18 protein-coding genes are annotated in these 17,599 nt (G+C 71.6%); 11 read left to right on the top strand and 7 right to left on the bottom strand.

Annotated features, from left to right (window positions below; translation table 11 throughout):
- Positions 1-109 precede the first annotated feature (109 nt).
- Both AB4030_RS01920 and AB4030_RS01915 read left to right on the top strand, forming a co-directional pair.
- Positions 110-1,255: an aminotransferase class I/II-fold pyridoxal phosphate-dependent enzyme gene (locus AB4030_RS01920; RefSeq protein ID WP_442277689.1), complete on the top strand. Its 1,146-nt coding sequence runs from the start codon at positions 110-112 to the stop codon at positions 1,253-1,255.
- Positions 1,256-1,742: 487 nt separating this feature from the next.
- Entirely contained in the window at positions 1,743-2,528 is a 786-nt protein-coding gene (locus AB4030_RS01915) for a DUF5995 family protein (RefSeq protein ID WP_442277482.1), read from the top strand.
- Positions 2,529-2,559: 31 nt separating this feature from the next.
- On the opposite strand, the gene AB4030_RS01910 is transcribed toward AB4030_RS01915, so the two are convergent.
- On the bottom strand, positions 2,560-3,846 hold the full coding sequence (locus AB4030_RS01910) for an MFS transporter (RefSeq protein WP_442277481.1): 1,287 nt from the start codon (positions 3,844-3,846) through the stop codon (positions 2,560-2,562).
- 133 nt (positions 3,847-3,979) lie between these two features.
- Between AB4030_RS01910 and AB4030_RS01905 the strand changes: the two genes are divergently transcribed.
- Positions 3,980-4,516 (top strand): MarR family winged helix-turn-helix transcriptional regulator, encoded by a 537-nt coding sequence (locus AB4030_RS01905; RefSeq protein WP_442277480.1) that lies wholly within the window; start codon positions 3,980-3,982, stop codon positions 4,514-4,516.
- Here AB4030_RS01905 and AB4030_RS01900 read toward each other — a convergent pair.
- Positions 4,513-5,280, bottom strand: a complete 768-nt coding sequence (locus tag AB4030_RS01900) for a class I SAM-dependent methyltransferase (protein ID WP_442277479.1) — start codon at positions 5,278-5,280, stop codon at positions 4,513-4,515. The two genes, AB4030_RS01905 and AB4030_RS01900, sit on opposite strands and share 4 nt — an antisense overlap.
- A gap of 98 nt (positions 5,281-5,378) precedes the next feature.
- On the opposite strand from AB4030_RS01900, the gene AB4030_RS01895 reads away from it, so the two are divergent.
- Positions 5,379-6,554, top strand: coding sequence for a VOC family protein (locus tag AB4030_RS01895; RefSeq protein WP_442277478.1), 1,176 nt, complete (start codon positions 5,379-5,381; stop codon positions 6,552-6,554).
- A 42-nt stretch (positions 6,555-6,596) separates the two neighbouring features.
- Here the strand turns inward: AB4030_RS01895 and pyrE are convergent, their stop codons facing one another.
- From pyrE to AB4030_RS01880, 3 genes are all read right to left on the bottom strand, one after another.
- Positions 6,597-7,130, bottom strand: coding sequence for an orotate phosphoribosyltransferase (pyrE, locus tag AB4030_RS01890; RefSeq protein ID WP_442277477.1), 534 nt, complete (start codon positions 7,128-7,130; stop codon positions 6,597-6,599).
- Positions 7,131-7,194: 64 nt separating this feature from the next.
- Positions 7,195-7,824 carry a GNAT family N-acetyltransferase gene (locus AB4030_RS01885; protein WP_442277476.1) on the bottom strand — a complete coding sequence of 210 codons (630 nt, stop codon included), beginning with the start codon at positions 7,822-7,824 and terminating at the stop codon, positions 7,195-7,197.
- 72 nt (positions 7,825-7,896) lie between these two features.
- Positions 7,897-8,307, bottom strand: a complete 411-nt coding sequence (locus AB4030_RS01880; RefSeq protein ID WP_442277475.1) for a phosphotransferase — start codon at positions 8,305-8,307, stop codon at positions 7,897-7,899.
- Between the two features lie 266 nt (positions 8,308-8,573).
- Here AB4030_RS01880 and AB4030_RS01875 point away from each other — a divergent pair, with 266 nt between their 5' ends.
- The 5 genes from AB4030_RS01875 to AB4030_RS01855 all read left to right on the top strand — a co-directional run bounded on the left by AB4030_RS01875 (position 8,574) and on the right by AB4030_RS01855 (position 13,374).
- Positions 8,574-8,702, top strand: a complete 129-nt coding sequence (locus tag AB4030_RS01875; protein WP_442277474.1) for a hypothetical protein — start codon at positions 8,574-8,576, stop codon at positions 8,700-8,702.
- A 10-nt stretch (positions 8,703-8,712) separates the two neighbouring features.
- Positions 8,713-9,567 carry an SDR family NAD(P)-dependent oxidoreductase gene (locus tag AB4030_RS01870; protein WP_442277473.1) on the top strand — a complete coding sequence of 285 codons (855 nt, stop codon included), beginning with the start codon at positions 8,713-8,715 and terminating at the stop codon, positions 9,565-9,567.
- A gap of 10 nt (positions 9,568-9,577) precedes the next feature.
- A complete protein-coding gene (gene bluB, locus AB4030_RS01865) occupies positions 9,578-11,248 on the top strand; it encodes a 5,6-dimethylbenzimidazole synthase (protein ID WP_442277472.1) in 1,671 nt (556 codons plus the stop codon).
- Between the two features lie 79 nt (positions 11,249-11,327).
- A complete protein-coding gene (locus AB4030_RS01860) occupies positions 11,328-12,857 on the top strand; it encodes a peptide MFS transporter (RefSeq protein ID WP_442277471.1) in 1,530 nt (509 codons plus the stop codon).
- Between the two features lies 1 nt (position 12,858).
- Complete coding sequence (locus tag AB4030_RS01855; protein WP_442277470.1) at positions 12,859-13,374, top strand: gamma carbonic anhydrase family protein; 516 nt, start codon at positions 12,859-12,861, stop codon at positions 13,372-13,374.
- A 31-nt stretch (positions 13,375-13,405) separates the two neighbouring features.
- Here AB4030_RS01855 and AB4030_RS01850 read toward each other — a convergent pair whose 3' ends face one another.
- Both AB4030_RS01850 and AB4030_RS01845 read right to left on the bottom strand, forming a co-directional pair.
- Entirely contained in the window at positions 13,406-14,167 is a 762-nt protein-coding gene (locus AB4030_RS01850) for a sulfite exporter TauE/SafE family protein (protein WP_442277469.1), read from the bottom strand.
- The gene (locus AB4030_RS01845) at positions 14,164-14,862 is read right to left on the bottom strand and encodes a FadR/GntR family transcriptional regulator (RefSeq protein ID WP_442277468.1); all 699 of its coding nucleotides are present in this window, start codon (positions 14,860-14,862) and stop codon (positions 14,164-14,166) included. The genes AB4030_RS01850 and AB4030_RS01845 overlap by 4 nt, the downstream gene beginning before the upstream one ends.
- An 88-nt stretch (positions 14,863-14,950) precedes the next feature.
- Here AB4030_RS01845 and AB4030_RS01840 point away from each other — a divergent pair, with 88 nt between their 5' ends.
- Together AB4030_RS01840 and AB4030_RS01835 are read left to right on the top strand one after the other, a co-directional pair.
- Positions 14,951-16,138 carry a CaiB/BaiF CoA transferase family protein gene (locus tag AB4030_RS01840; protein ID WP_442277467.1) on the top strand — a complete coding sequence of 396 codons (1,188 nt, stop codon included), beginning with the start codon at positions 14,951-14,953 and terminating at the stop codon, positions 16,136-16,138.
- Positions 16,138-17,589: a carboxyl transferase domain-containing protein gene (locus AB4030_RS01835; RefSeq protein ID WP_442277466.1), complete on the top strand. Its 1,452-nt coding sequence runs from the start codon at positions 16,138-16,140 to the stop codon at positions 17,587-17,589. The genes AB4030_RS01840 and AB4030_RS01835 overlap by 1 nt, the downstream gene beginning before the upstream one ends.
- Positions 17,590-17,599 lie beyond the last annotated feature (10 nt).

The raw sequence follows: 17,599 nt of genomic DNA, 5'->3' as shown, positions 1-17,599 counted from the left end.
TTTCCGGTGTCGAGGGTTCGGGCAGACTGAAGGGGTGACCCCTGAGACCGTCCGTCCAGCCCGACCGCTCCATCCCTCCCGGCGCTCGCAGGTGCCGCCCTTCGAGGTCATGGACGTGCTGGACCGGGTGGCCGTGCTGCGCGCCGAGGGCCGCGACGTCGTGTCGCTCTGCGCCGGTGAGCCGTCGGGCGGGGCGCCGCGCCTCGTCTCGGAGGCCGCGGCGCGGATCCACGCGTCCGGCCGGGCCCTGACCTACACGTCGGCGCTCGGCATCCGCGAGCTGCGGGCGGAGATCGCCGCCCACTACGGCCGCTGGTACGGCCTCGACGTCGACCCGGCTCGCGTCGCCGTCACGACGGGCTCCTCGGGTGGCTTCGTCCTCGCCTTCCTCGCAGCCTTCGAGGCCGGCGACCGCGTGGCCCTCGCCCGGCCGGGCTACCCCGCCTACCGCAACATCCTCACCTCGCTCGGCTGTGAGGTCGTCGAGATCGACTGCGGTCCCGAGACCCGCTACCAGCCGACTCCCGCCCTGCTCGACGCCGCTCAGGCCGGTGGGCCGCTCGCCGGGCTCATCGTCGCCTCGCCGGCGAACCCGACAGGCACGATGGTCGACCGCGCCGAGCTCGCCGCGATCACCGGCTGGTGCGCGGCCAACGGGGTGCGCCTCGTCAGCGACGAGATCTACCACGGCGTCATCTATCCCGACCCCGGCGCAGCGGACCCGCGGGGCGTCTGCGCGTGGGAGAGCGACGAGTCCTCGCTCGTCATCTCCTCGTTCAGCAAGTACTGGGGCATGACGGGGTGGCGCCTCGGCTGGATGCTGCTGCCCGAGGACCTCGTTCGGGCGGTCGACGCGCTCGCGGGCAACGTCTCGCTGTGCCCGCCTGCGCCGGCGCAGTATGCCGCCGTGTCGGCCTTCGCCGAGGAGTCCTACCGCGAGTGCGACGAAGCCGTCGCCGAGTTCGCGCGGACGCGGAGACTCCTGCTCGACAACGCAGCCCGGCTGGGGTGGGGCGAGTCGGCACCCCCGGACGGCGCGTTCTACTACTGGGCCGACCTCGGTCCCCAGCTCGCCCGCTGGGGCAGCTCGGCGGCATACGCGAAGGCCCTGCTCGAGGAGGTCGGCGTCGCCATCACGCCGGGAGGCGACTTCGACGACCGCGCGGGCGCCCACTCGGTGCGGCTGAGCTTCGCGGCCGGCACCACGGCGGTCGGCGAGGCGATCGAGCGGATCGAGACGTTCAACGCGCGCTGAGCTGCCGCGCGCCGGCCCGCTGGACCAGCACCGAAGCCCCCACGGCTGCGGGCGCCGAGCACGAAGCTCACGACGGCGTCGTAGGTCCAGTGGCCTTCACGGTCACGGATGCTCGCGCCGAACATGCCGAAGCCTGCGGTGAGCAGGACTCCGCCGGCGATCCAGCTGCCGAGGTACCAGGCCTCACTCAGGTCCGCCAGAATCCAGCCTGCCGGCACCAAGTAGGTGTAGGCACCGAACCCTGCGACCAGGGCACCGAGGATCAGGAGCGTGTACTCGACCGTGCGGCTGCGGAACAACCTCGGAAGGCGCTCAGTCCCGACACGATCTTTCTCAAGGAGCTGTGTCATCGTCCTCACCTCCTTTCCCTCATCTACCTTCAGCGTTTCGCACCACCGGACACGGGCGCCAGAGGCGTTGGTCCTGACTTGCACCGTGATCGACCGATCACGGTGTTTCACGCACCGTGAACCATTAGCGTCGAGCCATGGGGTGGTTCTCCGACGCCGTCGGGTGGGTCCGCTCGCGGGTCGGTGGGTCGCCCAACCCGGCCGCGCCGGCGCCGGGCGCGCCTCCGGACCTCCCGCCGGGCCAGCCCGTCTCGGTCGACGCCCTCGTCGCACGGATGCGCGAGATCGACCACACCCTGCCCGCCGACGACGGCGTCGCCGACTTCAACCGGATGTACCTGCGGGTCACCGAGCTGGTGCGCGACCGGCTGGTGGCGGGCTGGTTCGCCAACCCTGCCTTCGTGACGCGTCTCGACCTCGTCTTCGCCGGGCTCTACCTCGATGCGGTCGGCGCGGCCACCCCCGACCCGTCGTGGGAGCCGCTCTTCACGACCCGGCGCGAGCTCGGGCGGGTGCCCATCCAGTTCGCCCTGGCCGGGATGAACGCCCACATCAACCACGACCTGCCGGTCGCTGTCGTCACGACCTGCCGCCAGCTCGGACTGACCCCCGACAGCCCGGGTGTCGAAGCCGACTACCAGCGCGTCAACGAGCTGCTCGCCGCCGTCCAGGAGGAGGTCCGACGCTCCTTCCTCGACGGCATCGCGCTCGCCGTCGACGAGAAGTACGCAGGCCCGGTGGCCAACCTCGTCAGCGGCTGGAGCATCACCCGGGCCCGTGACGCGGCGTGGACCAACGCCCGGGTGCTGTGGTCCCTCGACGGCGCCGAGCCGCTGCGCTCGGACTTCCTCGCGACGCTGTCGCGCACCGTCGGGATGGCCGGGCGCTACCTGCTCACCCCGGTCGCCGACCTCGCCGCCTGAGGATTCGCCCGCGAGACCAACCCGCGGGCCGTCAGGCGGCGAGGGTCGGGGTGGCCGGCTCGAGCGCCCGATCGGCGACGGCCACGTCCGCAGCCTCGCGGCGATCCTCGATGCGGCGCTCCCGCAGTGCGGCCCGGAGGCGCCACGCGCCGTAGACGGCGGCGAGGCTGATCACGAGGTGCAGGGCGAGGAAGCCGTTCGCGAGGCCCATGCCGAGTAGGGCGCCGGCCACGAGCGGCCCGAGGGCCGAGAAGGTCGTCTGGATCGCGGTGAAGGTGCCGAGCGTCGTGCCGACGAGACCCTGGGGGGCGAGGCTCGCGGTGAGCGGGTTGAGGACCGGGGCGTACATCGTCTCTCCGACGGCGAAGATGCCGAACGTCGTGACGAAGAGCGCCGAGGCGATCTCGGGCGCCAGCTGGGCTGCCGACAGCACGACCCACGAGAGGGTCCAGACGCCGCCCACGACCATGAGAAGGCTGGCGGCGTTGCGACGTGCCGTGACCCGGACGACGACGACCTGGAGCGCCACGATGACGAGGCAGTTCACGGCGGCGGCGAGGCCGATCGCCGACTCGTGGACGTCGAGGACGGTCAGGGCGTAGGCGGGCAGGCCCGACTCGAACTGGGCGTAGAAGCCGAGTGCGAGTGCCACGGTGACGAGGGCAGTCCAGCGCAGCGCACGCACGGCGAAGATGCGGCGCAGGGCCTCCATCGTGCCGGTCCGGGCCTCGGCCTCACCGGCGGCCAGGTCGGGGGCGACCTCGCTCGGCGCACCGATGCCGGCGACGTGGATGAGCACGGCGGAGATCGTGAAGCCCACGCCGGCGGCGAGGAACGCGAAGGTCATCCCGTCGGTGCGCGAGAGGTCGACGAGCTGGCCCGCGACGAACGCGCCGACCGCCATGCCGATGGCCTCGGCCGTGAACTTGTAGGCGAAGACCTTGCGGCGGTCGTCGCTCCCGGCCCAACGCAACACGAGGACCGACGCGGCGGGGCCGGCGGCGGTCAGGCCGAAGCCGAAGACGAACATGCCGACGAGGAAGGCCGGGGCCGACTGCGCCCACACCAGTCCGCCGACGCCGACGGCCGCGAGCAGCTTGGCCACGACGGCGACGGCGACGGGGTTGAAGCGGTCGCTGAGCCGACCGGCGAAGGGTGCGGCGACGAGCGCCCCGACGGAGAAGAGCGTGCTGGCCAGAGCGGCCGTGAGGGCGCCCCAGCCGCGGGTGCCCGCCGCATACGCGTACTGGTACGGCAGCACGGTGCCCCATCCGAGCATGCCGATGGACGACGCGAGGATGAGCAGCTTGGTGCGCATGGTTTTCACACCCTTTCGAGGACGGGGGAGGCGGACCGGGTGGTCAACGCAGCTTCGGCATCGAATATTTCGTCATCGAAGTTCGAGATCGAAAGAGTAGCACCAGCCGCGGGCGGTGCGACAATGCGTTCCCATGGCAGCGAAGCGACGACCGACCGCCCAGCAGGAGCATGCCGCCGACGTGGCGACCTACGTCGCCGCCGGCGGCGAGGAGTCGGTGCAGCGCGTCATCACCGCCGTGTATGCCGTGACGAAGAAGCTCGACCAGTGGTACGTCCGGCAGTTCGCCGACCTCGACCTGACCCAGGGGGAGTGGGCCGTGCTCGCGGCCCTCGCGCGGGCCGGCGAGACGTGCCTGACCCCCAGCCAGCTCGCCGACCTCTCGAACGTGGCGCCGTCGTCGATGACGCACCGTCTCGACAAGATGGCCGGACGTGGGCTGCTCCAGCGGCGTCCCGATGAGTCCAACCGCACCCGGACGCTCGTCTCGCTGACCAAGGACGGCTGGGCCCTCTTCAGCGCGGCTGTCCGGGAGTCCAACGTGGTCGAGGGCGACACGCTTCGTGGCCTGTCCGACACGGAGCGGCACGAGCTGGCCCGGCTGCTCGAGATCGTCATCGCCGGACTCGACGACATCGACGCCGAACCGGCCGCGCAGCCTTCGACCTAGGCGTCCTGACGAGGCCGCAGTCTGAAGGCCAGGATGCCGAGGTGCTTGTCCATCCACGCCTGCTTGTGCGGATAGCGACGGCGCGCGTCGCTGGACAGCTGTGGCTCCAACGCCGCCTCGATCCACAGGCCCGCTGCGCTGAACACGTTGATGAGGTCGGAGATGGTGTAGCGGCGCTTGGTGAGCGTGATGTCGTCGTTCCAGCCGCTCCGGTAGGAGAACCGCGAGGTGGCGAAGTACTCCTCGCCCAGGGAGGTCCCGTTCTCTTCGGCTTGTTCGACTGCGTAGCGGATCGGCTGCGTCTTGGTCAGCAGGATGAACCCGTCGTCCGCGAGCCTGGCGCGCGCTGCCTTCAGGGTGCGGATCGGGTCCTTCGCGTAGCCGAAGGACTGCAGGAACAGGATCCGGTCGAAGGTGCGGCCCGCCACCGCCGGCACGGAGTCCAGCTCGTTCAGGTCGCCTTGGACCAGCTCCAGCCCAGGTGCCGGAGCGCTCGGGAAGTTGCCACTGACATCGACCCCGACGCAAGCAGTCGCGCCGTCTCGGACCAGCTCAGCGAGCTTCCCGCCGTTGCCGCAACCGAGGTCGAGCACCGACCGTCCGCTCACGTCACCGAGCAGGTCGCGCTGCGCGGGCCACTCCACGAGCCGATCCAGCGAGTCCTCCCTGTCACGGGCCCGCTCGTAGTCCGGAGCGAGTGCCGTCCAGGCCTGGCTCGGATCGCCGGGAGAGTCCGCCGCTCGTGAGTCGTCTGACGCCGCCACAGGGCTCAACCTAGTCGCGTTCTGGACTTCCGGCCGCTTCCGACTCTCAGCACGATCGCACTCCTCGATCGTCCGGGATGGTGCCTACGGTGCTGGGTATGACAGCGACCGGAGCGGATTGGCGGATCGTCGACGGCGTCACGACGGCATGGTTCGACGCGCCTTCGCTGGTCGACGGGGCCGCGTTGGCCGGGCGCATCGTGGAGCTGTCGACCGGGATCGTCGTCGACCTGCGCGCGACAGGTCTGCGCGTGCGCCTCGACTCGCCGGGGCACGCCGAGGCGGTGTCGAAGGCTGCCCGGGATCTCGGTCTGGCCGCGAACCCAGCCGTGCTGCAGCACCTGAGCGTTGTGCTCGAGTCCGGCAATTCCCTTGCGGTGAGGCACTTCTGGCAGCGTGCGCTCGACTACGCGCCAGCGGCAGACGGCGGTCTGGCGGACCCTTTGCGGCGCGACCCCTCGATCCGGATCCGCCCGTCGACCGAGCCGCGGCCATTGCGTAACCGCATCCACCTCGACGTGGTGCGGCCCGCGGCGAAGGTCGAGCAGGCGAGCCTCGGTGAGGCGTCGGGACCGTTCGGGGTCTGTCACACCGACCCCGACGGCAACGAGGTCGACCTGGTACCGGGCGGCGGGCTCGGCGAGGGGAGTGGCACGGCCGACTGGCAGACGGTGTTCAGCGCGATGGCGTGCTACCGCGTCAGCTCCGAGAAGCAGCAGCATGACCTGACCGCCGCTGCAGCTGCGGTGTCCGGCGACACGGGCTTTCCGCTCGTCGTCGACCTGCGCCCCGGGCTCGTGATCATCGACAGCGGCAAGGACCAGTGGGACGCCGCCGCCCATGGCCTCGAGGCCGACTTCACCGTCCTCGCGGGAAGAGTTCAGACCGCCGCGCGCGAGCTCGGTGCCACTGTCGATCCGGGGCTGCCGCGCTTCGCCCAGCTCTTCCTCGACGCCGCCGACGTCGCCGCGGTCCGCGCGTTCTGGGTCGCCGCGCTCGGCTACGTCCAGGACCGGCGAGCAGGGGCCAGCGACATCCACGATCCACGGCGTCTGAACCCGGTGCTGGTCTTCCAGGAGCTCGATGCGTCGGAGACGGAGCGGCGGCTACAAAGCAACCGCATTCACGTGGAGCTCGCCGTGCCGTCTGACCTTGCGCAGACGCGCCTCGCCACGACGCTGGCAGCCGGTGGCCGGATCCTTGACGAGTCGGAGGGTCACTGGAGGGCCGCCGACCCCGAAGGCAACGAGCTCGTGATCGTCAGCGGAGCCTGAGCTCGCCACCGTCGGACTGATCGGTCCGCGGTGGCGTGGAGCTCAGCGCTGGGCTTCGTCCAGATCAGCCTTGGTCATGACAGAAACGGTTCTCAGGCCCACCTCGTGCAGCGTGTTGCCCCCGGGCTCCGAACGGTCGATGGCGCAGACCACGGTGTGCACGGTCGCGTCCAGCGCCCGAAGCGCAACCGCTGCGTTCCGCGCGGCACCGCCTGTGGTGATGATGTCCTCGACGAGCGTGACGGTGCGACCAGCGAAATCGCCGCCCTCGGCCAGCCGACAGGTGCCGTATGCCTTGGCCTGCTTGCGCACGAAGATCGCGGGCAGTCCGGTCAGGGCGCTGACCATGGTCGCGATCGGGACCCCTCCGAGCTCGAGCCCACCCAGCACCTGCGTGTCTGAGGGCAAGAGCGGCACCATGTGCTCGGCGACCAGTCGCAGCAGGTGAGGGTCTCCTTCGAAGCGGTACTTGTCGAAGTACTCATCGGTGACGGTTCCACTGCGCAGGGTGAACTCCCCTCGGATGCGACATGTTGAGTCGATGACGGAGGCAAGTTCACGAAGGTCCGTGGGCACGAGCCACATCGTGTCACTGAGCGCGAAGCCGGTGAAAGGCCCACGCTGCTGAGCGGACCTGGACTCAGCCACCGGCAGCCTGCTCGGACGAGGGCCGCCACTCCCGTCTGATCAGTCCGAAGACCCACGAGTCGGAGACCTCGCCGTTGACGACGCAGTCCTCGCGCAACGTCCCTTCACGTACGAACCCGAGCTTCTCCAGGACACGCGCCGATGCCACGTTGCGAGTGTCGGTCTCAGCCTGGACCCGATTGAGATCCAGCGTCTGGAAGGCCCACTGCAGCAACGCGCGCGCGGCCTCTGTGGCGTAGCCGTGGCCCCATGCGAATTCCCCGAAGCAGTAGCCCAGTGACGCGCTGCGGTAGTCCGGGTTCCACCGGTTCAGGGTGCACCAGCCGATGAAGGCCCCGTCGGCGACGCGATCCACGGCCAGCCGCACCCCGGTGCCGTCCTCGGCCATCTGACTGCAAGCGGTGATGAACCGCTCGGCGCGGACGCGCTCGGTCCACGGCGGCGCGTCCCAGTAGCGCAGCACGAAGGCATTGCTCTGCAGCGCGAAGAGGTCGTCCGCATCCGTGTCGCCTAAGGGACGCAGTCGGAGTCGCGCGGTGTGCAGCGTGGGGGTGGGCAGCGACATGCGCAAGTTGCCTTTCGTGAGCGGTGAGCCTTCAGTCAGCCATCCCCTGCCCACCACTCGCAACGAGTTTCCATGCGGGAGAGCAGAACGGCGAGCCCGGTCAAGGGCAGGGTCGCACGCTGGCCTCGTTCAAGGCGCGACGCTGAAGTCCTCGAGGAGTCCGTCGATGACCCGGCGAGACTCGGCTGCCGAGGTCTCGTCACGGTCGTCGATGGCGTTGCCGAGCTGACGCAACGACTTCCACAGCGCCCATCCGCGACCTCGCGACCAGGTTGAGGCATCGATGTCGAGCTGTTCGCGAAGGCTCTGGCGGCCGGCGCGGTCGAGGAGTGTCCAGGCGATCGCGAGGTCACAGGATGGGTCACCCACACCGCAGGTGCCGAAGTCGATGACGGCGACCAGTCGGCCCCGTGCGAGCAGCAGGTTCCCCGGCGCCAAGTCGCCGTGGAACCACGCGTCCACCCCGCCCCAGCGCGCGGCCAGGGCGTGGTCCCACGCAGCCGCGGCCGGGCTATGGACCGTCGGTGGCGTCCATGCCACGCAGGGCCACGAGGACGTCGACGAGGTCCTGCGCCACACCCGTGGAGTCGGTGACCGTGGATGGGGACGCGGGCTCGCCGGCCACCCGTTCTGCCTCTGCCACAACAAGGGCGTCGCGTGGACGGATCAGGGCCCCGTCTGGCCGACGAACGTGTAGAGCGTCCTTTTGCCAGTTTCAGCACTCGCCCACTGGGCCAGGCCTGAGAGGTCGTGAAGACGCTCTCGGCGCCCTGGCACTGGGGTACGTCGACAGCCATGTGCCCGCGGTGCTTTCCATCGCGCTGCCACACGAAGTCGCGTCCGAACGCCTCACGTCCGTCGTCCACCCGTCGACCGACGTGTGGATGAACCACATCGAGCTCGACGACATCGACGCCCGAACGCTCCGGGCGTAGCGTCACCGACATGAACCCCCACGGGCAGCCGGTCGCCCTTGTCACCGGAACCTCCTCGGGCATGGGACTGCACACCGCGGTCGAGCTCGCCCGTCGCGGCCTCACCGTCGTCGCGACGATGCGCGACACGTCACGCGCCGCCGCCCTGACCGACGCGGCCGCACAGGCTGGCGTCGAGGTCGACGTCCGCGCGCTCGACGTCACCGACCACGATGCCGCGCGCGCCTGCGTCGACGCCGTGCTCGCCGACCTCGGCCGCATCGACGTCCTCGTCAACAACGCCGGCCGGGGCGCCGTCGCGACGGCAGAGCAGCTGAGCCTCGAGGAGGTCCGCGACCAGCTGGAGGTGAACTACCTCGGGCCCGTCGCGCTGACCAAGCTCGTCCTGCCCGGCATGCGCGAGGCGGGATCGGGCACGGTGCTCACCGTGACCAGCGTCGGCGGCGCCGTCGGGCAGCCCTTCGCCGACGCCTACTGCGGCGCGAAGTTCGCGGTCGAAGGTTTCATGCAGTCGCTCGCCGTCGTCATGCTCGCCCACGGGGTCCACGTCTCCGTCATCGAGCCCGCCGCCGTCGCCAGCGACTTCGTGGGCAACGTCGCGCGACCCGACGACGTCCGGGCCGAGGGCCCGTATGCCGCCCAGCTCGAGGCCTACCTCGCCAGGTCCGCGGGGGCCTTCGCCAACGCGCAGTCGTCGCAGGACGCTGCCGCAGCCATCGCCGACGCGGCCACCTCGACCGACTACCGCTTCCGCTGGCAGACGTCCGACGGTGCCACCGCCTTCGTCGGGATGTCCCTCGCGGACACCGACGGCAGCCGCGTGCTGGGCGCGACCCGTGGGTGGATCGAGAGGGCCCCGAACTAGGGTCGGGCGTGTGACCTACCGCAGGCCTGTCCCCACGATCGGCGATCCGTCGTCGGCCGCCGAGCGGGCCGAGGCGCCCGACGCGTGGGCCCTGCGCGACGACCTCGCCTCGCTCGAGCGGGTCGTCGGCGCGCGCCGCGACATCCGTCGGTTCCGACCTGACCCCGTGCCGTCGGACGTGCTCACCGCGGTGCTCACGGCCGGCCACCGCGGGCCGTCGGTCGGGCACAGCCAGCCGTGGCGCTTCCTCGTCGTCACCGAGGCAGCCACCCGGGACGCCGCGGCGCTGATGGCCGACCGCTGCCGACTGCGCCAGGCCGCCGGGATGGCCGAGGAGTCCGCGCGCGGCCTGCTCGACCTGCGCCTCGAGGGCATCCGCGAGGCGCCCGTCGGCATCGTCGTCGCGTGTGACCGCCGCACCCCGGCGGCCGGCGTGCTCGGACGCGCGACCTTCCCGGACGCCGATCTCTGGTCGTGCGCTGCCGCCATCGAGAACATCTGGCTCACGGCCCGCGCCCACGGTCTCGGACTCGGCTGGGTCACCCTCTTCGAGCCGGCCGAGCTCGCCGACCTGCTCGGCCTTCCCGACGGCGTCGAGACGCTGGGCTGGCTCTGCCTCGGCTGGCCCGACGAGCGCCCTCCCGAGCCCGGCCTCGAACGCGCCGGCTGGTCGAAGCGGCTGCCGCTCGACCAGGTCGTCATGCGCGAGCGCTGGACCGAGCGTGACGCCCCGCCCTCCCACCTCCGCGCTCCGGAGCCCGCCGACGTCGTCGCCGCCCGCGACCGCTCCGACGACCTGCTCACCGTGCCCGGCTCGCTCGGCGTCCTCGACGCCGTCCTCGACCGCATCACTGCGCTGACTGCGGTGGACGGACGGGGCACCCTCGTCGTGGCGGCCGCGGACCACGCCGTGACGGCATACGACATCACGGCGTTCGACCCGTCGGTGACGGCGGACGTGGCACGCGCCACCCGCGAGGGCACGTCGATGGGTGCGGTCGCAGCGCACGCCGCCGGCCTCGACGTCGAGCTCATCGACGCCGGGATTGATTGCAGCAGAGGCGATCTCGTGACCACCGACGCTCTCGACGAGATGGCGTTTGCCGGCCTACTGGCTCTCGGGCGTGAGCGCGGCCGCGTGCTGGCCGGCGCCGGTCCCGTGGCGCTCGGCGAGGTCGGCGTCGGCAACACGACCGTCGCGGCGGCCGTCGCGGCAGCCCTGCTCGACGTGCCGGCCGAGGACGTCGTCGGTCGCGGCGCCTCCGCCGACGCCGCGATGCTCGACCGCAAGCGCGACGTCGTGACGCGGGCCCTGGCCAGGGTGGGGTCGGCGACGCCGGACGAGGCCGTGCGGCGACTCGGCGGGGGAGAGCTCGCCGTCCTGACGGGAGTCGTGCTCGGTGTCGCCGAGGCCGGCGGCGTCGTCGTGCTCGACGGGCTCGCCACGTCCGTGTGTGCACTCGCCGCGGTGGGCCTCGAGCCGGCCGTCGCGGCGCACCTCGTCGCAGGGCAGCGATCACGTGAGAAGGCCCATGCGCTGGTGCTCCGCGAGCTCGGCCTCGAGCCCCTGCTCGACCTGCGTATCCGTGCGGGCGAAGGGGTCGGAGCGGCGCTCGCCACAGGCCTTCTGAAGGACGCCCTGGCGCTGCGCAGAGGGGTCGCGCGGACCTCGCGAGTTTGAGTCCGACGGTGCAACCCCCTTAGTTTGGGGAGGTTGTCCCACTGTCGAGACTGCCCTCACGAGGGGCTGGGAGAAACGCATGTCAGCACAGACCCAGAGCCGACCGCCCACACCGCAGGTCGGCTCGAGCGCGGACGACCGCGCCTTCCTCGGACACCCGAAGGGGCTGTCGACGCTCTTCTTCGTCGAGCTGTGGGAGCGCTTCTCCTACTACGGGATGCGCGCCATCCTGCTGTACTTCCTCGTCGACACCGCGGCCAACGGCGGCCTCGGCATCGACAAGACGACCGGCACGGCCGTCGTCGCGATCTACGGCGCGTCCGTCTACCTGCTCTCGATCATCGGCGGCTTCACCGCGGACCGGCTCTTCGGGGCCCGGCGCTCGACGCTCTACGGCGCCGTCGTCATCATGGCCGGCCACGTCTGCCTCGCGATCCCCGCTGCTGCGACCGCCTGGCTCGGTATCGCGCTCGTCGCGCTCGGCACGGGCCTGCTCAAGCCCAACGTGTCCTCCATGGTCGGCACGCTCTACAAGCCCGAGGACGCCCGCCGGGACGGTGGCTTCTCGATCTTCTACATGTCGATCAACATCGGCTCCTTCTTCTCGCCGCTCGTCGTGGGCTGGCTGCGCGAGCACTACGGCTACCACGCCGGGTTCTCCGCCGCGGCGGTCGGCATGGCCATCGCCATCACGTGGTTCGTCGTGGGCCGCAAGGCCCTCGGCCCCGCCGTCGACGACGTCCCCAACCCGCTCTCGCCCCAGGAGCGCGGCCGGGTCACCACCCTCGCCCTGGGCGCCGTCGTCGCCTTCGCGCTGGTCGTCGTGCTCGCCGGCCTGTGGCGCGACACGGTGCTCGACCAGGTCATCGACGCGATCTCGATCGTCGCCGTGCTGACGCCGATCGCCTACTTCACCATGATGTTCCGCAGCCCCAAGGTCGAGCGCGAGGAGAAGTCGCACCTCGCGGCCTACCTGCCGCTGTGGATCGGCGCGATGCTCTTCTGGATGATCTTCGAGCAGGCCGCCGGCAAGATGGCGCTCTTCGCCGCCGACAACACCGTCAAGCAGACCGCCGGCGTCACGATCAACCCCGAGTGGTTCCAGTCGATCAACCCGCTCGCCATCGTGCTGCTCGCCCCGATCTTCGGCTGGATCTGGACCAAGCGCGCCGGCCGTTTCCCCTCCACGCCGATGAAGTTCGTCCTCGGTGTCGCCATCATCGGCCTGTCCGCGCTCGCCATGTCGTGGGCCTTCGCCACCTTCCAGGGCAACACGGCGCCGGTCTACATCCTCGGTGGGGTCTTCGTCATGCAGACGGTCGCCGAGCTGTGCCTCTCACCGGTCGGCCTCTCCGCCACGACGCGCCTCGCGCCCCGTGCCTTCGCGAGCCAGGCGATGGCGCTGTGGTTCCTCGGCAGCGCCGCCGGCCAGGCCATCGCCGCACAGCTCATCCAGGCCATGGGCGGCCTCAGCGATGCGGCGTACTACCTCGTCAACGGCGTCATCACCCTCGTCGTGGCCGGCGTGCTCCTCGCGCTCGTGCCGTGGATCCGTCGCAAGATGTCCACCGCCGAGGTGCACACGCGCGACGCGGTCCTGGTGAGCTGACGTGATCGTCACCCTCGCCGGCGTCACCCCGGTGGTCCACGAGACCGCCTGGGTGGCGCCGAGCGCCGACCTCGTCGGAGCCGTCGACCTCCGGGCGACCTCGAGCGTCTGGTACACCGCGGTGCTCCGCGCCGACTTCGACCCCATCGTCCTCGGTGAGCGGAGCAACCTGCAGGACGGTGTCGTCGTGCACACCGACGCCGGTCACCCGACGACGATCGGGTCCGGCGTCTCGGTCGGACACCGCGCCGTGCTCCACGGCTGCACCATCGAGGACGACTGCCTCATCGGGATGGGCTCTGTCGTGCTCAACGGCGCACATATCGGCGCCGGCAGCCTCGTGGCCGCCGGAGCTGTCGTGCCCGAGGGCGCGGTCATCCCGCCTCGGTCGCTCGTCGCCGGCGTGCCTGGCAAGGTCCGGCGCGAGATCGACGACCCGGGTCTGGCCCGCATCCGCGCCAATGCCGAGGTCTACCTCGAGCTCGCCCGCCGCCACCGCGAGGCCACGGCTCCCTGAGAGCCGGCCACCCGGCATACGCCAGCTCGCGTCAGCGGATCAGGAGGAGCGCCGCCACGACGCCGGCGACGACGACGAGCACGCGGAAGAGGGTCGGCGGCAGGCGCCGGCCCACCCGCGCGCCGACGTAGCCGCCGACGACCGACCCCGCGGCAAGCAGCCCGATGGCGCGCCAGTCGAGGTGGGCGACGGTGACGAAGATCAGGCTGGCGACGACGTTGCCGGCGAAGATCGCGAGCGTCTTGAGCGCGTTGACGACCCGCAGGTCGATGTCGAGGCCCAGCCCGAGGACGGCGACCATCATGACCCCCGAGCCGGCGCCGAAGTAGCCGCCGTAGACGCCCGTGAGCAGCGCGAAGAGCGTCGTGACGCGCCCCATGCGGGTGCGCGGAGTGGCATTCGCACCAGCGCGCGACCGGAGCCGGCGGGCGATCCACGGCTGCGCGCCCACGAGCAGGCAGGTGAAGAGGATGAGCCACGGCGCGACGGCCTCGAAGACGCTCGAGGGCAGCGCCAGCAGCAGGGCCGCCCCGCCGACGGCACCGATCGCGCACGTGACGACGACGGTCCAGGCGATGCGTGGGTGCTCGCGCAGCTCGGCCCGGTAGCCGAACGACCCGCTGACCCCCGCCGGCACGAGGCCGACGGTGTTGGACGCGTTGGCCACGACCGGGGGCAGGCCCACGGCGAGCAGGACCGGGAAGCTCACGAGTGAGGCGACGCCCACCGTGGTGGTGAGGATCCCAGCGGCCAGGCCCGCCCCGAGGACGGCAAGCATCTCGAGCGAGCTCACGTCCCGTCTCGCAGCACCGCCACGTCACTGACCATGACGACGTGGGCGTGCATGGCGGCGGCTGCTGCGTCGGGGTCGCCGGAGCGAATGGCGTCAGCGATGGCCCGGTGACCGCTGAGCGAGTCGGCGGGGCGACCCGGCTGGGAGAGCGACTCGATGCGCGTCTCCCGGATCAGGTCACGGATCTCGTCCATGAGCCGGGCGAGCAGGAGCGAGTGGGCGGCTGCCGTCACGGCGCCGTGGAAGCGCTCGTCGCCCTCGACGCCGCGGCCACCGGCCTCGACGTCCCGGGCCATCTCGGCGATGGCCTCGTCGATGCGGGCGAGGTCGTCGGCGGTCCGACGCGTGGCGGCGAGGGCCGCGATCTTCGTCTCGAGGGCGTCGCGCGTCTCGATGATCTCGGGCAGCCGATGGGCGTGGGCGCGGATCGCCTCGACGATGCGCCTCGGTCCCGGGGCCTCGGCCAGGATGGTGCCGTCGCCGTGCCGGACCTGGACCACGCCGATGACCTCGAGCGCGACGAGGGCCTGGCTCAGGGTCGCGCGGCTGACGCCGAGACGCTGCGCGAGCTCGCGTTCGGGCGGCAGCCGGTCGCCCGGCGCGAGGCCGTTGGACTGGATCCACGCGCTGATCTGCTCGGCGACCTGCTCGTAGAGCCGGGTTCTCGTGAGGCGGGGCAGCCCCGATGCTGACATGGGAACATACTATTGACAGTCGGACCATTGACCTATTGGCTAGGCCACTGAGCCAGCCGTGGCCCACCCCTCCCTGGATGGTGACCGAATGACCTCAGCCCCCCAGTCCGCCGGACCCCTGTCGGACGTCCTCGTCGTCGACCTCTCCCGCGCCCTCGCGGGGCCGCACGCGACGATGATGCTCGCCGACCTGGGCGCCCGCGTCATCAAGGTCGAAGCGCCGGGACGCGGGGACGACACCCGCGGCTGGGGACCACCCTTCGTCGGCGAGGAGGGACGGCGGGAGTCGACCTACTTCCTGTCGGCCAACCGCAACAAGGAGTCGATCACCCTCGACCTCAAGGACGCGGCCGACAAGGACGTGCTGCTCGCGCTCGTCGACCGGGCCGATGTCCTCGTGGAGAACTTCCGCACCGGCGTGCTCGAGCGTCTCGGTCTCGGCATCGAGTCGCTGATGGAGCGCAACCCGCGCCTCGTCGTGCTGTCGATCACCGGGTTCGGCCACGACGGTCCCGAGGGCGGGCGTGCCGGCTACGACCAGATCGCCCAGGGCGAGGCCGGGCTCATGTCGCTGACCGGCTCCGGCCCGGACGACCCCCAGCGGGTCGGTGTCCCGATCGCCGACCTGCTCTCGGGGATGTACGGCGCGTACGGCGTGCTCGCGGCCCTCAACGAACGCCACGGCACCGGCCGGGGCACGGTCGTGCGCACGTCGCTGCTGGCGGCCGTCGTCGGCGTGCACGCCTTCCAGGGCACGCGCTGGACGGTGGCCGGTGAGGTCGGCCGGTCGGCCGGCAACCACCATCCGTCGATCAGCCCCTACGGCCTGTTCCACTGCCGCGACGGGTCGGTGCAGATCGCCGTCGGCAGCGAGGGGCTGTGGCAACGGCTGTGCGTGGCCTTCGGGCTCGACCCCGCAGCCGAGGGTCTCGCGACCAACGCCGAGCGCGTCGCCGCCCGTGACCGGGTCATCGAGGCCGTCGAGGCGGCCTTCGCCGACTGGGACGCCGAGCCGTTGCTCGCCCGTCTCGCCGAGGTCGGCGTGCCCGCGGGCAAGGTCCGCACGCTCGACGAGGTGTATGCGTGGGACCAGACCGCGAGCCAGGGGCTCATCGTCGAGGTCGAGCACCCCACGCTCGGCCCGCTCACGCTGCCCGGCCCGCCGCTGCGCTTCTTCGACGGCGCCGGCGCCGAGGTGACGCGTCGCGACCACGATGCGCCCCCCACCCTCGACGAGGACGGCCCGGCCATCCGCGCCTGGCTGAAGGGCGAGTGATGGCGCGTCGACCGTGGACCGCCCACGAGCTGCTCGACCTCGTGCTCGACGCCGGCTCCTTCGAGTCGTGGGACGAGCCCATCGACATCAGCGGGCAGCCGGAGGACTATCGCCTCCAGCTCGAGGCCGCTGCAGCGAGGGCCGGCACCGACGAGTCGGTGCTCACCGGGCGCGGGCGTGTGCGCGGCCGTCCGGTCGCCGTCGTCGTCAACGAGTTCCGCTTCCTCGCCGGGTCGATCGGCCGGGCCGCGGCGGAGCGCATCACGGCCGCCGTCCGCCGCGCCACCGCGGAAGGCCTGCCCGTCCTCGCCTCGACGGCGTCGGGTGGCACCCGCATGCAGGAGGGGACGCCGGCGTTCGTCCACATGGTCGAGATCTCGCGGGCGCTCATGGCGCACCGGACCGCGCGGCTGCCCTACCTCGTGCACCTGCGCCACCCGACCACCGGCGGGGTGTATGCGTCGTGGGGATCGCTCGGGCACGTGACGGTGGCCGAGCCGGGCGCGCTCGTCGGCTTCCTCGGTCCCAAGGTCTACGAGGCGCTCAACGGCGAGCCGTTCCCGGCGGGCGTGCAGACGGCCGAGAACCTCGCTGCCAAGGGGGTGCTCGACGCCGTGGTCGCAGCCGAGGACCTGCCGATGCTCGTCGACCGGGCGCTCGGCGTCCTCGTCGACCCCCCGACCGTGCCTCGCCTGGATCGGCGCGAGGGTGAGCCGAGCCGACACCTGTCCGCCTGGGAGTCGATCGAGGTCACCCGCCGACCCGACCGGGCGGGGGTGCGTGAGCTGCTGCGCCACGGGGCCACCGGCACGCTGCGGCTCAACGGCACCGACGAGGGCGAGCGCGACTCGACCATGCTCGTGGCCCTGACCCGGCTCGACGGGCAGCCTTGCGTCCTCGTCGGGCAGGACCGTGCGCGGCAGTCACCGACGTCCCCGATGGGGCCCGGCGCGCTCCGCGAGGCCCGTCGCGCGATGCGCCTCGCCGAGGAGCTGGGTATGCCGCTCGTCACCGTCATCGACACGCCCGGCGCCGAGCTGTCGGCGCACGCCGAGGAGCGTGCGATCGCCGGTGAGATCGCGCGGTGCATCGCGACGCTGACCACGATGACGGTGCCGACGGTGTCCGTCGTGCTCGGGCAGGGTTGTGGCGGTGGGGCGCTCGCGCTCCTGCCGGCACGTGAGGTCATCGCGGCGGAGCACGCCTGGCTGTCGCCGCTGCCGCCCGAGGGTGCGAGCTCGATCGTCCACGGGGACGTGTCGCACGCCGCCGAGATGGCCCAGCTCCAGCAGGTCGGGGTGCTCGACCTCGCGGCGCAGGGCATCGTGAGCCGCATCGTGCCCGAGCCCGCCGACGACACCGCGGCGGCGCTCGCGGTCGCCGTCGTCGCCGAGTGCGCTGCGGCGCTCCGCCGTCAGACCCATGGCGAGGCCCACGTCCTCGCGAGCTAGTTCCGGACCG

Origin of the sequence: Terrabacter sp. 2YAF2 (genome assembly GCF_052114705.1) — a bacterium.
Lineage (GTDB): Bacteria > Actinomycetota > Actinomycetes > Actinomycetales > Dermatophilaceae > Terrabacter.
Note: the sequence above shows the minus strand (reverse complement) of the source record. Positions and strands in the feature narration are given on the sequence as shown.

Bases quoted from the DNA above. Each gene is read 5' to 3' on its own strand.
- AB4030_RS01835 (WP_442277466.1), top strand. From the start codon at position 16,138: ATGGCGCGTCGACCGTGGACCGCCCACGAGCTGCTCGACCTCGTGCTC.
- AB4030_RS01895 (WP_442277478.1), top strand. From the start codon at position 5,379: ATGACAGCGACCGGAGCGGATTGGCGGATCGTCGACGGCGTCACGACG.
- AB4030_RS01910 (WP_442277481.1), bottom strand. From the start codon at position 3,846: ATGCGCACCAAGCTGCTCATCCTCGCGTCGTCCATCGGCATGCTCGGA.
- AB4030_RS01845 (WP_442277468.1), bottom strand. From the start codon at position 14,862: ATGTCAGCATCGGGGCTGCCCCGCCTCACGAGAACCCGGCTCTACGAG.
- AB4030_RS01905 (WP_442277480.1), top strand. From the start codon at position 3,980: ATGGCAGCGAAGCGACGACCGACCGCCCAGCAGGAGCATGCCGCCGAC.
- AB4030_RS01915 (WP_442277482.1), top strand. From the start codon at position 1,743: ATGGGGTGGTTCTCCGACGCCGTCGGGTGGGTCCGCTCGCGGGTCGGT.
- AB4030_RS01840 (WP_442277467.1), top strand. From the start codon at position 14,951: ATGACCTCAGCCCCCCAGTCCGCCGGACCCCTGTCGGACGTCCTCGTC.
- AB4030_RS01860 (WP_442277471.1), top strand. From the start codon at position 11,328: ATGTCAGCACAGACCCAGAGCCGACCGCCCACACCGCAGGTCGGCTCG.
- AB4030_RS01920 (WP_442277689.1), top strand. From the start codon at position 110: ATGGACGTGCTGGACCGGGTGGCCGTGCTGCGCGCCGAGGGCCGCGAC.
- AB4030_RS01870 (WP_442277473.1), top strand. From the start codon at position 8,713: ATGAACCCCCACGGGCAGCCGGTCGCCCTTGTCACCGGAACCTCCTCG.